Annotated in this window: 9 protein-coding genes, 1 tRNA gene, 2 rRNA genes and 1 pseudogene; 5 read left to right on the plus strand and 8 right to left on the minus strand. The window is 60.3% G+C overall.

Going from position 1 to position 14,260, the window contains the following annotated elements; genetic code table 11:
• Positions 1–532 precede the first annotated feature (532 nt).
• The 3 genes from ACWPVA_RS00020 to ACWPVA_RS00030 all read left to right on the plus strand — a co-directional run bounded on the left by ACWPVA_RS00020 (position 533) and on the right by ACWPVA_RS00030 (position 3,974).
• Positions 533–3,335, plus strand: a 23S ribosomal RNA gene (locus ACWPVA_RS00020).
• Positions 3,336–3,571: 236 nt separating this feature from the next.
• A 5S ribosomal RNA gene (gene rrf / locus ACWPVA_RS00025) occupies positions 3,572–3,686 on the plus strand.
• Positions 3,687–3,897: 211 nt separating this feature from the next.
• Positions 3,898–3,974, plus strand: a tRNA-Met gene (locus tag ACWPVA_RS00030).
• A 408-nt stretch (positions 3,975–4,382) separates the two neighbouring features.
• Here the strand turns inward: ACWPVA_RS00030 and istB are convergent.
• The 7 genes and pseudogenes from istB to ACWPVA_RS00065 all read right to left on the minus strand — a co-directional run bounded on the left by istB (position 4,383) and on the right by ACWPVA_RS00065 (position 11,842).
• The gene (istB, locus tag ACWPVA_RS00035; RefSeq protein WP_454285720.1) at positions 4,383–5,141 is read right to left on the minus strand and encodes an IS21-like element helper ATPase IstB; all 759 of its coding nucleotides are present in this window, start codon (positions 5,139–5,141) and stop codon (positions 4,383–4,385) included.
• Positions 5,138–6,592, minus strand: a complete 1,455-nt coding sequence (gene istA, locus ACWPVA_RS00040; RefSeq protein WP_454289488.1) for an IS21 family transposase — start codon at positions 6,590–6,592, stop codon at positions 5,138–5,140. Before istA ends, istB begins: the two co-directional genes overlap by 4 nt.
• A pseudogene (locus ACWPVA_RS00045) lies at positions 6,593–7,093 on the minus strand (transposase); the annotation flags it as partial.
• 93 nt (positions 7,094–7,186) lie between these two features.
• Positions 7,187–8,119, minus strand: a complete 933-nt coding sequence (locus ACWPVA_RS00050) for a putative B6 ABC transporter permease subunit 1 (RefSeq protein WP_454285721.1) — start codon at positions 8,117–8,119, stop codon at positions 7,187–7,189.
• Positions 8,120–8,134: 15 nt separating this feature from the next.
• Positions 8,135–9,226 (minus strand): putative B6 ABC transporter permease subunit 2, encoded by a 1,092-nt coding sequence (locus tag ACWPVA_RS00055; protein ID WP_454285722.1) that lies wholly within the window; start codon positions 9,224–9,226, stop codon positions 8,135–8,137.
• Entirely contained in the window at positions 9,223–10,794 is a 1,572-nt protein-coding gene (locus tag ACWPVA_RS00060) for a putative B6 ABC transporter ATP-binding protein (RefSeq protein ID WP_454285723.1), read from the minus strand. Before ACWPVA_RS00060 ends, ACWPVA_RS00055 begins: the two co-directional genes overlap by 4 nt.
• A gap of 76 nt (positions 10,795–10,870) precedes the next feature.
• Entirely contained in the window at positions 10,871–11,842 is a 972-nt protein-coding gene (locus ACWPVA_RS00065; protein ID WP_454285724.1) for a putative B6 ABC transporter substrate-binding protein, read from the minus strand.
• 161 nt (positions 11,843–12,003) lie between these two features.
• Between ACWPVA_RS00065 and ACWPVA_RS00070 the strand changes: the two genes are divergently transcribed.
• Together ACWPVA_RS00070 and ACWPVA_RS00075 are read left to right on the plus strand one after the other, a co-directional pair.
• Entirely contained in the window at positions 12,004–12,408 is a 405-nt protein-coding gene (locus tag ACWPVA_RS00070) for a hypothetical protein (protein ID WP_454285725.1), read from the plus strand.
• A 276-nt stretch (positions 12,409–12,684) separates the two neighbouring features.
• The gene (locus tag ACWPVA_RS00075; protein ID WP_454285726.1) at positions 12,685–13,452 is read left to right on the plus strand and encodes an SDR family oxidoreductase; all 768 of its coding nucleotides are present in this window, start codon (positions 12,685–12,687) and stop codon (positions 13,450–13,452) included.
• Positions 13,453–13,478: 26 nt separating this feature from the next.
• Here the strand turns inward: ACWPVA_RS00075 and ACWPVA_RS00080 are convergent, their stop codons facing one another.
• Positions 13,479–14,195 carry a GntR family transcriptional regulator gene (locus ACWPVA_RS00080; protein WP_454285727.1) on the minus strand — a complete coding sequence of 239 codons (717 nt, stop codon included), beginning with the start codon at positions 14,193–14,195 and terminating at the stop codon, positions 13,479–13,481.
• Positions 14,196–14,260: the final 65 nt, after the last annotated feature.

Consider the following 14,260-nt stretch of genomic DNA (forward strand, 5'->3'; position numbering starts at 1 on the left):
GAAGATTGATCTGGAGGCTTCCAGGTGTGGGTTTTGCCCATGTCCGAGCCCTTTCCCGACGACCCCTTTGAAGGCCTAGCCGGCCTGAGATTGGTGAGGGATTGGAGGTAGGTAGGAAGCTTGTCACTCTGGATCGTTCGTTGTTGACCAAATGAAAGGTAGGGTGAAAGCCCGTCGCCAATCGTTTGGCGCCCCCGCGGAGCGCGGACTGTAAAGTCCGGGCAAGCGTGAGCGAAAAGATCTCTGACGGATGGTCGGATTACCGTTGCCTGACCGCGCGGTACCGGATTTGATCTCGAGAAGCTGGTCTTAAGATGGACCGCAAGTGAGCTGCTCGGCGTAGCTCCAATAAAGCGGATCCATCGAACACGTCGATGGCATTGTTGAATGAACCGGGTTGTAAAAGGTAACCTGGTTTTTGGGGTCTTGATATGCGGCTTGTCCGTATGGTCAGGTTTGGAACCTCTTCGAGCGCAAGCGAGAAGGATAGGAATTCCAAACCCAATAGATGATGAGCATTGGCAATGAGAACGATTAAGTGTCGTAAGGGCAATTGGTGGATGCCTTGGCATGCACAGGCGATGAAGGACGTGATACGCTGCGAAAAGCCGTGGGGAGCTGCGAATGAGCTTTGATCCATGGATATCCGAATGGGGGAACCCACCTTAAATGCTTGGAAAATCCAAACTGTCAGCGATGACGGCTTGGGTTTCCAAGCATTGTTAATAAGGTATCTTCACCTGAATAAAATAGGGTGTAAGAAGCGAACTCGGGGAACTGAAACATCTAAGTACCCGAAGGAAAGGACATCAACCGAGACTCCGCAAGTAGTGGCGAGCGAACGCGGACCAGGCCAGTGGCAATGTGGAATAAAGCGGAACGCTCTGGAAAGTGCGGCCGTAGTGGGTGACAGCCCCGTACGCGTAGAACACACATTGTCCTTGAGTAGGGCGGGACACGTGAAATCCTGTCTGAACATGGGGAGACCACTCTCCAAGCCTAAGTACTCGTGCATGACCGATAGCGAACAAGTACCGTGAGGGAAAGGTGAAAAGCACCCCGACAAGGGGAGTGAAATAGAACCTGAAACCGGTTGCCTACAAACAGTCGGAGGGCGCAAGCCTGACGGCGTACCTTTTGTATAATGGGTCAACGACTTAGTGTAACTAGCAAGCTTAAGCCGGTAGGTGTAGGCGCAGCGAAAGCGAGTCTGAATAGGGCGTTTTAGTTAGTTGCATTAGACCCGAAACCGAGTGATCTAGCCATGAGCAGGTTGAAGGTTGGGTAACACCAACTGGAGGACCGAACCCTCATCTGTTGCAATAGATTGGGATGACTTGTGGCTAGGGGTGAAAGGCCAATCAAACTCGGAAATAGCTGGTTCTCCGCGAAAACTATTTAGGTAGTGCGTCGACCGAATACCCTCGGGGGTAGAGCACTGGATGGGCTATGGGGACTCACCGTCTTACTGATCCTAACCAAACTCCGAATACCGAGGAGTACTAGTCGGCAGACACACGGCGGGTGCTAACGTCCGTCGTGAAGAGGGCAACAACCCTGACCTCCAGCTAAGGTCCCCAAGTCATGGCTAAGTGGGAAAGGATGTGAGGATCCCAAAACAACCAGGATGTTGGCTTAGAAGCAGCCATCATTTAAAGAAAGCGTAACAGCTCACTGGTCTAAATAAGGGTCTTTGCGCCGAAAATGTAACGGGGCTAAAGCCATGCACCGAAGCTGAGGATACATGAGCAATCATGTGTGGTAGCGGAGCGTTCCGTAAGCCTGTGAAGGGGTACCTGTGAGGGGCCCTGGAGGTATCGGAAGTGCGAATGTTGACATGAGTAACGATAAAGGGAGTGAGAGACTCCCTCGCCGAAAGACCAAGGGTTCCTGCTTAAAGTTAATCTGAGCAGGGTTAGCCGGCCCCTAAGGCGAGGCGGAAACGCGTAGTCGATGGGAACCACGTTAATATTCGTGGGCCTGGTGGTAGTGACGGATCGCACAAATGGTACATTCTTATTGGATTGAATGTGCTGTGGAGCGGTTCCAGGAAATAGCTCCACCCTATAGACCGTACCCGAAACCGACACAGGTGGTCAGGTAGAGTATACCAAGGCGCTTGAGAGAACTATGCTGAAGGAACTCGGCAAATTGCACGCGTAACTTCGGAAGAAGCGTGACCCCATTTTACGCAAGTAAGGTGGGGTGGCACAGACCAGGGGGTAGCGACTGTTTATCAAAAACACAGGGCTCTGCGAAGTCGCAAGACGACGTATAGGGTCTGACGCCTGCCCGGTGCTGGAAGGTTAAGAGGAGAGGTGCAAGCTTTGAATCGAAGCCCCAGTAAACGGCGGCCGTAACTATAACGGTCCTAAGGTAGCGAAATTCCTTGTCGGGTAAGTTCCGACCTGCACGAATGGCGTAACGACTTCCCCGCTGTCTCCAGCATAGACTCAGTGAAATTGAATTCCCCGTGAAGATGCGGGGTTCCTGCGGTCAGACGGAAAGACCCCGTGCACCTTTACTATAGCTTTACACTGGCATTCGTGTCGGCATGTGTAGGATAGGTGGTAGGCTTTGAAGCGGGGACGCCAGTTCTCGTGGAGCCATCCTTGAAATACCACCCTTATCGTCATGGATGTCTAACCGCGGTCCGTTATCCGGATCCGGGACAGTGTATGGTGGGTAGTTTGACTGGGGCGGTCGCCTCCGAAAGAGTAACGGAGGCGCGCGATGGTGGGCTCAGACCGGTCGGAAATCGGTCGTCGAGTGCAATGGCATAAGCCCGCCTGACTGCGAGACTGACAAGTCGAGCAGAGACGAAAGTCGGTCATAGTGATCCGGTGGTCCCGCGTGGAAGGGCCATCGCTCAACGGATAAAAGGTACGCCGGGGATAACAGGCTGATGACCCCCAAGAGTCCATATCGACGGGGTTGTTTGGCACCTCGATGTCGGCTCATCGCATCCTGGGGCTGGAGCAGGTCCCAAGGGTTTGGCTGTTCGCCAATTAAAGCGGTACGTGAGCTGGGTTCAGAACGTCGTGAGACAGTTCGGTCCCTATCTGCCGTGGGTGTAGGAATATTGACAGGATCTGTCCCTAGTACGAGAGGACCGGGATGGACATATCTCTGGTGGACCTGTTGTCGTGCCAACGGCATAGCAGGGTAGCTATATATGGAATGGATAACCGCTGAAGGCATCTAAGCGGGAAACCAACCTGAAAACGAGTGTTCCCTATCAGAGCCGTGGAAGACGACCACGTTGATAGGCCGGGTGTGGAAGTGCAGCAATGCATGAAGCTTACCGGTACTAATAGCTCGATTGGCTTGATCGTTCTCATTGACCATGCTCATCAGCGCGCCTCAAGGCGCGATGATGATGCTGTTCTTCTGTCCTGACGCTGTCGCGGCTTTGCCGCTTCGCTCCGGACGGGCCGCACCATCAGGTGCGACGGCCGCTTGGCCTTGCGGAGCTTCGCTCCGACGCCCGATCAGAAGAAAAAAGACGTGTTCTAAAAGACAAACGAGGCAAACGCCTCTACCAGCTTCTCAATGTTTTGCCCTTAGCCGACCTGGTGGTCATGGCGGGGCGGCCGCACCCGTTCCCATTCCGAACACGGCCGTGAAACGCCCCAGCGCCAATGGTACTTCGTCTCAAGACGCGGGAGAGTAGGTCGCTGCCAGGTCTGCTAAGTGCAAAACAAACATCTTCTCATCCAAAATCTCTACGGCCCATCGCCGACCAAGGGCCGCTCGCAAAGCGGCCCTCTTGCGTTCGAATAGTCGTCGATCAAAGCATAACGTGGGGTGGAGCAGCCCCCGCCGGCCCGCAGAAGGCAAATGCCTTCGAGCACCGGCAAACAAAAAAACGGGCAATGCCCGGCGCTCAAACAATAACGCGGGGTGGAGCAGCCCGGTAGCTCGTCAGGCTCATAACCTGAAGGCCGCAGGTTCAAATCCTGCCCCCGCAACCACTGAAACTTGTAAATTCTCCCATTCGGGAAACTTCTTCAAAAGCTCCTCAGCATATTCGCTGAGGAGCTTTTTGCGTTTCTGCTCCGTGTCGAGCTCGCCAGACGCAATCCGTGCCAGGAGATCGTTTTGTGCAGCGGCGACGAACTGCTGCTGCATCACGTCGATCACATCCATCGAGGCCATGATGTGTGCGATGTCGCCATGCACCTGCAGGCTTGCCGGCTGGTGGCCCGGCGTCTTGCCAATGACGACCGTCTGAATGAGGTCCCGCACGATGTCAACGGCGGAGTAAAAACCGGCCACGCGGCGGCGCAAAAGTCGGCCACTTGTGGCGCGCGCATGAGACCGCCGGGAGGGCTTAGGCCCGAGCGGGGGTCTCATGTGCGCGTTGCGATTTTCGAAGGGCGTCAGCCGGCCTTTCGGGCGCGGCTTTGGGCGAGACGATAGCTGTCGCCGTTCATCTCGAGGATGCTGACGTGATGGGTGATGCGGTCGAGCAAAGCGCCGGTCAGGCGCTCGGACCCCAAGGTTTCCGTCCATTCGTCAAAAGGAAGGTTGCTGGTGATCAGGGTCGCGCCTCGCTCGTATCGTTGCGAGATCAGCTCGAACAGCAATTCCGCGCCGGTCTTTGACAGCGGCACGAAGCCCAGTTCATCGATGATCAACAGCTGGTAGGCGGCCATCTGCTTCTGGAACCGGATGAGACGCCGCTCGTCGCGCGCCTCCGTCATCTCGCTGACCAGTGCGGCCGCTGTCGTGAACCCAACGGACAGGCCCTTCTGGCAGGCGGCCAGGCCGAGGCCGAGCGCCACATGGGTCTTGCCCGTGCCGCTGGGGCCGAGAGCGATAACGTTCTCCCTGCGCTCGATCCATTCGCAGCGCGCCAGTTCCAGCACCTGCATCTTGTTCAGCTTTGGGATGGCGGCGAAGTCGAAACTGTCGAGGCTTTTGACGACCGGGAACCTGGCCGCCTTGATGCGACGCTCGACCTTGCGACGGTCCCGTTCGATCATCTCCCGCTCGGCAAGCCGGGTGAGGTATCCGACATGATCGACGCCTTCGGTGGCGCACAGCCGGGCCAGCTTCTGGTACTCGCGCTGGAAACTCGGCAGCTTCAGGGTTTTGAGATAATGGGTGAGAAGGATCTCGGGTGCTTCGGTGTTCATGCGGCTTCTCCCGCATCCGACGACAGGAGACGCATATACGCCTTCGCCGATGTCGTCTCGACCGTCGCCCTCGGCAGGTAGGGGTAGATGGACAGGTCCAGTCTGGGCGGCCGGCGTTCCACCCGGCACAGGATCAGATGCTTGACCGCGTCGAAGCCGATGGCTCCGAGTTGCAGGGCCCGCTTCACCGCCGCATGCAGATCGGCGAGTTCGAAGCTCTCCAGCAGGCGGAGGACCTGCACGTACTCACGCCGGCCGTGCTTGGCCATGCGGCCTTCCATCAACCGGCGCAGCGTAGCGAACTCTTGCGGCAAGTCCCAGCCCTGGAGGGGCGCTGCCTGATCCAGCGAATTGATCTTCTGCTCGATCAGCGGCAGGTAATGGACAGGATCGAAGACGACGTCTTCCCGTTCCCAGCACCGAGGATGGCGGGCGATGATCTCGCCACGGCAACCGATGACCACTTCGTTGACATAGCCGCGCACCCACACATCCTGATGGCCATAGGCGACCGGGACGGAATAGTCGTTGGTCTTGTAGCGCACCAGCGACTGCGCCGTCACCTTGGCACTTGCCTGGTCGCAGGCATCAAATGGCGAGGCTGGCAAGGCGCGCATGGCAGCCAGATCGCGCCGCAAGCGCTCGCCGATCGTCTCGCTCTCGCCGCGCAGCCTGTCGCGCTGGCGCTTCCGGCACTGCTCCTCCAGAAAGGTGTTGAACGCCTCCCATGTCGCAAACTGCGGGATCGGCACCATGAAGTTGCGCCGGGCATAGCCGACGAGACCCTCGACGTTCCCCTTGTCGTTGCCCTTGCCGGGACGGCCATAGCGATCCCGGATCAGGTAGTGGGACAGGAAGCCGCTGAACAACGTCGCGCGCTTGCGGGTGCCGTCAGGCAAAATCTTCGCCACCAGGCAACGGTCGTTGTCGTAGACGATCGATTGCGGCACGGCCCCGAAGAAGGAGAACGCATGGATGTGCCCATCGACCCAGGCCTCCGACACAGCCGCCGGATAGGCCCGCACATAGCAGCCGTCACTGTGCGGCAGGTCGAGCACGAAGAAGTGCGCCTTCCGCTCCACGCCACCGATCACCACCATCGCCTCGCCGAAATCGGCCTGCCCATGGCCGGGCGGGTGCGACAGTGGCACGAACACTTCCTGGCGGCGCTGATCCCGCTCGCGCATGTAATCCTTGATGATCGTATAGCCGCCGGTGAACCCGCGCTCGTCCCGGAGCCGGTCGAACACCCGCTTGGCCGTATGGCGCTGCTTGCGCGGCACTTGTCTGTCTTCGTCCAGCCAGTGATCGATCGTCGAGACAAACGCATCCAGCTTGGGCCGCCGGATCGGTGATTGTCGCTGATAGCCAGGTGGCGTCGAATAGGACAGCATCTTGGAAACGCTGTCGCGCGATATGTTGAAATGCTTTGCAGCCTGACGCCGGCTCAGGAAACGATCATACCAGCGGAGAAGGTCGGCCGAGGAATGCCGAGCTTGTCGAGGGTCTGCTTGGCAGGCAGGTGGGATTCTTCTACGAGCCGGACGATCTCAAGCTTCTCGGTGGCGGGATATCTCATTCGTCGTCGCCCCCATCCCCGATCATGCTTTTTTTTGAGCAGGCGGTTTTCCAGGGTGAGGTCGGCCAGGGCCTCCTTCAGGTCGCGCGTTTCACGGCGCAGCGCCTTGACCTCGTCGCCTGTCGCCGAACGGGCGGTGTCACCGGCGAGCCGCTTCTTGCCCGCTTCGAGGAATTCCTCCGACCCAGCTATAATACAGGCTCTCGGCAATCCCTTCACGGCGGCAGATTGCGGCAATGCTGTCCTCGCCACGCAGGCCGTCCAGCACAATGCGGATTTTCTCTTCCGACGAATGGTGCTTGCGCGTGGCGCGGCGGATGTCCTTGATCGTCTTCTCGGCCGTCGATGTCTGCGGCCCAGATTTTTGTCTCATCTTCGCTTCCTTCGAATGAGCTGCGATGAGCCGAAAATCCTCTCTTCTCAATTAAGCCAGTTTTGTCTCATGGGCGCTGATCCGGGACAGGGTTCACCGCGCACCTCGCACGAAACTCTCGCCAAGAGCTTGCGGCAGGCTCGCCTTCCTACCGGCGACGAGCAGCACGATCATCACCATCGCGAACGGTAACATCTGGATGACATCGGTCGGGACATTCACTCCGGCCACCTGCAGCGCTGTGGCAAGCGAAAGGCTGACCCCGAACAGGAGTGCCCCTCCGAGAACCCAGAGCGGACGTCCGCGGGCCAGCATTGCAAGAACGATGGCGATGAAGCCGTTGCCGTGGCTCATGAAGGGGATAAAGACGCCCGCGACGGCGACCGACATGAAGGCGCCGCCGAGCCCGGCCAGCGCACCCGTCGCCAGAACGGCGAGGCTGCGAGTGCGGACCACGTCGACGCCCATGGCGTCGAGGGCCGCGGGTTTGTCGCCTGCGGCCTGGAGCACGGAGCCGAGATGCGTCATTCGGTAGACCCAGGCGAAGAGCCCGACGAAGGCAATCGCCAGATAGACGACCGGATTGTGGTTGAAGAGGATCGGCCCGAGCACCGGAATGTCGGAGAGCGGCCATATCGGCCACTTCGAGACGCCGTCGAGACGCGGGTAGCTCCGGGAGAACTGGACGAAATGCAGGAGTGCCGTCAGCCCCTGGACCGCGAGCGTCAGGGCGATACCGATGACGATCTGGTTGAGGCCGAGGCGCACGCAGAAGAGCACCATGAAGGCGGCGATCAGCGCACCCGCGGCAGCACCGCCGAGGAAGCCGAGGCCAGGGCTGCCGCTCGCCCACGCGAGGAGGAAGCCGGCATAGGCACCCGCAAGCATCATGCCCTCGAGGCCGATGTTCAGGACGCCGGCCTTTTCGGAGAGCTGTTCGCCAAGGCCGGCGAGCAGAAGCGGGGTCCCGGCCGAGATGGCTCCGAGGAACAAGGTGATGATGAAACTTTCCGTGAACAGTGACATGCCTAAGACCTTTACTCAGAGCTTCGCGCAGTAGTGGCGGCGCTTGTCGAGATATTCGGCAAGCCCAAGCGTGATCAGCAGCAACGCCACGATGACGAGCGAGAAGAAGCTTGGCACGCCGAGCCGCCGAGCCGCGCTTTCACCGCCAATTGTCAGAGCGGAGAACAGGAAGACATAGGCGATGGAGCCGAAGCCGTTTAGCCGGGCAAGGAACACCAGCGGCACGACGGTCAGGCTGTAGGCCGGGTTCCAGTCGGCCCGCACATTGCCCTGTGTGCCCAGAATGTCGACGGCTCCGGACAGGCCCGCAAGACCCGCCGAGATGGCGAAGACCGCGATCGTCAGCTTCGGGACCGACAGTCCGGCATGGACTGCGGCACGCGGATTGGCACCGACGAGACGCAGCCGCATACCGAACGAGGTGCGGGTCATCATCAGATGCACGGCAACGATGACCACAAGGCCGACGATCAGGCCGGACGAGATGGTGGTGTCGAACAGCTTCGGCAGGCGCGCTTCCACCGGAAGGGTACGCGTCTGAGGGGTGGTGGTGCCGGGGTCGAGGAAGGCGAGCTTGACCAGTACGTTGGCGAGGGACACGCCGAGAAAGCTCATCATCAGCGTTGTGATGATTTCGTTGATCCCGTGCCAGGCCTTCAGCAGGGCCGGTAGGACGCCCCACAGCGCCCCGATGATGGCGCCGATGACAAGACCGATAAGCAGGTTCATCCAGATCGGCATGCCGGCAGCGAACATCAGCGGCGTTGCTGCAGCGACGATGACGGCGGCCAGCAGGAACTGGCCGTCACCGCCCAGGTTCCAGATGCCGGCGCGGAATGCGACGATCAGGCTGGCTGCAATCAGGAGGAACGGGCCCATCCTGGTGAGGGTCGCCGAAAGGCCGGAGGGCGACAGGATCGCCCGTTCCACCACATAGGCGTAATAGCTGAAGGGGTTGATGCCCATTGCCAGAAGGATGATCCCGCCGAGCGCCAGCGCAGCGATGAGCGGTCCGATGCTGATGGCGAGCATGCGACCCCAGGCGGGGAACGCCCTTGATCTGACGGTGGTTGTCGCCGTGACGGCGGTCACCTGTGGTTCACTCATTCTTCTTCTCCGGTACTCATCAGGCGGCCGACTGCATCACGCGCACCCGGGCCATTCGGGACGGCGCCCAGCAATTTGCCCCTGTCAATCACGCTGATCCGGTCGGCCAGCTCCAGAAGTTCGTCAAGATCCGTCGAGATCAGCAGAACCGCCTTGCCGGAATTCGCCGCCTCGCGGATGCGGTCGCGTGTCGCGCGAATGTTCTTGACGTCGAGGCCGTAGGTCGGCTTGGCGAAAATCACCGCCTCCGCCGCTCCGGTCAGCTCGCGCGCCAGAAGCACCTTCTGGATGTTGCCGCCGGACAGCGTGCCGACCGGCGTTTGAATGCTTGGCGTCCTGATGTCGAAATTGCGCACATGCTCGGTGGCCTGCGCATTGATCGCCTTGGTCTTTTCCAGGCCCCTGTTCCAGAACGGTGTGGCGCCGATATCCTTCAGCAGGAAGTTGGTGGCGACCGCGAAGATGCCGACCGTGCCTTCGCCCAACCGGTCGTCGGTCACGTATCGAAGCCCGGCGGCGCGGCGTGCGCCGACATTCTGCCCCCCGATCTCCGTTCCGTTGAGCTCAACACTCCCGGATGCTTCCGTCTGGCCCGCCAGGGCCTCGGCAAGCTCCTTCTGACCGTTGCCGTCGATGCCGGCGATCCCCAGGATTTCGCCCGCCCGCACATTGAGCGTGATATTGTTGAGCGGAATGCGCCCGGCTTGGGAATTGAGCCCTTCGACCTTCAGTACCACCGGCCCGAAGTCGCGCGTCGGGCGGGGCTGGTCGCCCGTCTTGCCGACGGCGGCCTGGCCGAACATCAGGCCGATGATGTTGGCCGTGTTCTGCTCGTCCGATTGGGCCTTGAGCTCTTCCGGGGCGATCGAGCCGGCATTGCGGCCGAGCCTGAGGACCGAGATCCGGTCGCCGTAGGCCAGGGCCTCGTTGAGCTTGTGGGTGATGAAGATGACCGCGAGACCATCGGCGGCAAGCCGGCGCATCAGCGCGCCAAGCGCGGTGGCCTCGTGCGGCGTCAGCATGGCGGTCGCCTCGTCGAGGATCAGGCACCGGCTTCCGCGCATCAGCGCCCGCAGGATTTCGACCTGTTGGCGTTCGCCGAGCGAAAGCGTGGAGACCAGTGCGAAAGGGTCGACCCGCAGGCCGACGCGGTTCGCGGTCTCGTGAATGCGCTTCGCAACGCCGGTGCGGTCCGGCTTGTGCCACCAGACGCCGTCGAGCGTGAAATTGTCTACGACGCTCAGGCTTGGGACCAGCATGGAGTGCTGGAAGACCGTTCCGATGCCGAGCGATAGGGCCTGGCGAGGCGAGGTGATGGTCACGGCGGTTCCGTCGATCTCGATTGCGCCGTCGTCCGGCTGCTGCAGGCCGGACAGCATGCCGACCAGGGTCGACTTGCCGGCGCCGTTTTCGCCGAGCAGGACATGCACCTCGCCGGGCCAGATATCGATATTGACGTTGTTGTTGGCGATGACGCCTGGAAACCGTTTGGTAACGGCGCGCAGACCGATGAACGGTCTCACGGGCGGGTGTGACGGAGAGGGTGCTGCCTCGGTAGTCGCCTGCATCTCAAATTCCTTCATGAAAGTCCGTATTGCCGCACGCGTCATGCATGCGGCAATACAGGTTTCGGAGCAGGATGGCTCAGTTGGAGCCGACCGTCTTCACCAGCGCATGAACGCTGTCGGCATCGAATTTCGGCTCGACCTTGATCTTGCCGGAAACGATGTCGGCCTGAAGTGCCTCGATTTCCGTCCAGACGGAATCCGGTGCATTGGCGGTCTTGAGCAGGCGGAGGCTGCCGTCTGCGAGCTTGATGTCGTAATTGTGGCTGCCGTACTTGCCGTCCTTCAGATCCTGGATCATCGCGGCATAGACGGGCTCGAGGTTCCAGATGACCGAGGACAACAGGTGGCCCTTGTCGATCGAGGTCTTGTCGCCGATCACGTCGATGAAATAGGCCTTGCCGCCGTCAGTGGCCGGGGTGGTTTCGACGGCCTGCAGCATGCCGAAGCTCGATCCGTTGCCCTGGCCGAAGATGATGTCTGCGCCCGAGGCGATGACCGTTTCGGTCACGCGCTTGCCGCCGGCCGCATCCGCATAGGCTGCCGGGCCGATGACCGCATAGCGGACTTCGACGGCCGGGTTCTCGGCCTTGACGCCTTCGGTGAAGGCGACGGACATGTTGTTCCACGACGGGGGTTCACCGGAAACGACGATGCCGACGACTTTGGTGCGGGTAACCTTGGCGGCCAGGCGACCGGCCAGGTAGGCGCCATCACTACCGGCTGCGGTATAATCGGCGATCTTGCCGGCGGCCAGCTTGTCGGGGCTGTCGACGATGGCGACCGGAACGCCCAGTTCCGCGCCGATTTCGGGCGCAGCGGTGTTGTAGCCGGAGGCGTGGGCAATCAGAAGATCCGCGCCGTCTTCGGCCAGTTCGCGCAATGTCGGGCGAACGTCGCCGTAGCCGAGGTTTTCGGCCACGACCACCTTCACGCCTGCGGCTTCCCCGGCGGCCTTGGCGGCGTCGACGCCCTGTTGGTTCCAGCCCATGTCGGTGCCCATCTCGGGGGCCAGAATGGCAATAGAGTCCAGATCTGCGGCCAGGGCCACTCCCGAAGTAAATCCATTTACAGCAAATACAATCGCAGCAATACTTGCCGACGACCTGATTTTCTTCCGCATTATATTGTTCCCACTCTTGATTGTTGTTGACGATTGCTTGAAGCCTGCTAAGTTTTATTGGTCACAAAACCGCAGAATTGGGTCACGATATGAAAGTCCACCTCCTTCTCATTCCCGCGTTCGTTTCGATCTTCGCAGCCACTCCAGCTCTGTCCGCCGCGCAGGCGCTGGACTTCGCGGTCGAAAATACGGGCAAGACTGCGTTGAAATGCAGCGCGGCCATTGCGCACTGGTTTTCTGCCGATCTCGGGGAAGCCGCGCCCGGCGCGAGCATCTCCTTCAGCCTCGGCGTCGACGTCGATTCCGGAACGGTGTTCCAGAAGAATTCGGTCGGTGACAAAATGGCGGTACAGCGTGTGTGGTGCGGCCTGAAGGGCGACGACTGGCGGACCAGAAACGAGATCCCTCTGGAGCGTCGCGCGGGCGTTACGCCCGGGCCGGTTCGCCTGCAATGCGCTGCCGAAGGGGGCAAGACCCGATGTGTCGCGCAGTAGGCGCGCTTGCTGCTTTCTGTCCGCCATCCTGCGCGATGCGCAAACCGGCCCCCCTCCTGGGGAGGGCTGGGCTGGCAGAGCAAGGAATCAAAGATTGCCAGGAAAGCCATAGCGATGTTCTCGATTGACAGCGTGAGAATACGATAGCATGATCATACCGTAATACAATAATGAAAAGCGGTGGCGAAGGAGAATTTTCGTTTCGTTAGCTTAACTGTATGATTTATAACGCATTATTGTAAGGTCTGATCGCTCTGTTCGAGGGGAAAAGTGAATATGCGGACTGCAATTGTCACCGGAGCCAGCCGTGGTTTGGGAAGAGCTTTCGCGATCGGTTTGGCAAGGGACGGCTTCGCGCTAAGCCTTTGTGCTCGCGACGTGGAAGGCCTTGAGGCGACCGCCGAATTGGCCCGGGCGGCGGGCTCGCCGAAGGTTGTTGTCGTCGCCGCTGACCTTTCCCAAGCGGGTGTCGCGGAAAAGGTCGTCGACGCCACTTTGCAGGCGACGGGACGCATCGACGCGCTGATCAACAATGCGGGCGCGACAAAGCGCGGCGACTTCTTTGCGCTGACCGACGAGGATTTTCTCGACGGCTTCGCCCTCAAGTTTCACGCGACAGTGCGCTTCTGCAGGGCCGCGTGGTCAGCCCTGGCCGAGAGCAAGGGTGTGATCGTCAACATTTCGGGTGTCGGCGCCCATACCCCGGAACCGGATTTTACCATCGGCGGCTCGGTCAACTCGGCCCTGATCAACTTCACCAAGGCGATCTCCAAGCGCGCCGTCGATACAGGGATGCGGATCAACACGCTCTGCCCCGGACACATCGTCACGGATCGCTTGGCCGGGCGGATCGAAACGTTGGCCCGGGACCGGGGAATTCCGTTTGATGATGCGCGCGAGGAAATGCGCCTGGAACAGGGCATTCAGCGTTTTGCCGATCCCGAAGAGGTTGCAGACGTGGTCCGCTTCCTCTGTAGCCCGGCAGCATCATACATTCATGGCACCGTGATCAACGTGGACGGTGGCGCAACGCCGGGGATCTGAGGTTGGCCCGAATGCGGGCCGAACGCTTACTCTTCGCCTTCTTCCGCCAGTCGTTCGCGTAGAATGGCGAGCGCGGTCTTGCCGGCATTCATCACATGGCGTGCGGCGGCCTTGCGGGCTTCCTTGCCGCGTCGGGCGGCGAGGAAGCCGACGACTTCCTCGAGCTCCTCAAGGCTTTCGCGCGTCCGTCCGGGCGCGCCTAGAGACGTTGCACGCAGCACCATCACACGTGCGTTGAGCGAGGAAAGCGTGTGTCCAAGCGCCTCGTTGTGGGCGCCATAGATCAGGCAGTCATAAAACGCGTTCTTCGCGGTCAGCCGTTCGAGCGGATCCGTGATGTGCTCGCCGCGCTTCAGGACTTCTAACGCGGTCTTCAAGGCCTCGATGTCTTCGTCCGTCGCATTGCGGGCAAAGAGTTCACAGGCAAGGCCCTCCAGTTCGACGCGTACCTGATAGATGCCCTCGGCCTGTTCGGGGAGCAGGCGCGCGACGATCGGCCCGCGATGCGGCACGACCTGCACAAGGCCCTCGCTTTCCAGCTGGCGCAGCGCTTCGCGCACGGCGGTACGGCTGACGCCGGTCATTTCGCACAGGTCGCGTTCGGTGATGCGTTCCCCGGCCTTGAAATATCCGACCGCGATTGAATCGCGAATGCTCTCGGTGACGCTGTGGCGAACCGGTGCCGCGGCCTTGACGACCTTGAAGTCGCTGGGCGGTGTCTTCCGTTGCAAGAGCTTGGCCATCAGTTTGTGCCCCGTTTGCGAACTGAGAATTGATAATACGGTATTACTACACGCAAAATGCCTGC

This window comes from Rhizobium arsenicireducens (assembly GCF_964021225.1).

What these genes read in the sequence shown, in the direction of transcription:
- istB (WP_454285720.1), bottom strand. Translation starts at nt 5,141, where the DNA reads ATGAACACCGAAGCACCCGAGATCCTTCTCACCCATTATCTCAAAACC.
- ACWPVA_RS00060 (WP_454285723.1), bottom strand. Translation starts at nt 10,794, where the DNA reads ATGCAGGCGACTACCGAGGCAGCACCCTCTCCGTCACACCCGCCCGTG.
- ACWPVA_RS00055 (WP_454285722.1), bottom strand. Translation starts at nt 9,226, where the DNA reads ATGAGTGAACCACAGGTGACCGCCGTCACGGCGACAACCACCGTCAGA.
- ACWPVA_RS00075 (WP_454285726.1), top strand. Translation starts at nt 12,685, where the DNA reads ATGCGGACTGCAATTGTCACCGGAGCCAGCCGTGGTTTGGGAAGAGCT.
- ACWPVA_RS00070 (WP_454285725.1), top strand. Translation starts at nt 12,004, where the DNA reads ATGAAAGTCCACCTCCTTCTCATTCCCGCGTTCGTTTCGATCTTCGCA.
- ACWPVA_RS00050 (WP_454285721.1), bottom strand. Translation starts at nt 8,119, where the DNA reads ATGTCACTGTTCACGGAAAGTTTCATCATCACCTTGTTCCTCGGAGCC.
- ACWPVA_RS00080 (WP_454285727.1), bottom strand. Translation starts at nt 14,195, where the DNA reads ATGGCCAAGCTCTTGCAACGGAAGACACCGCCCAGCGACTTCAAGGTC.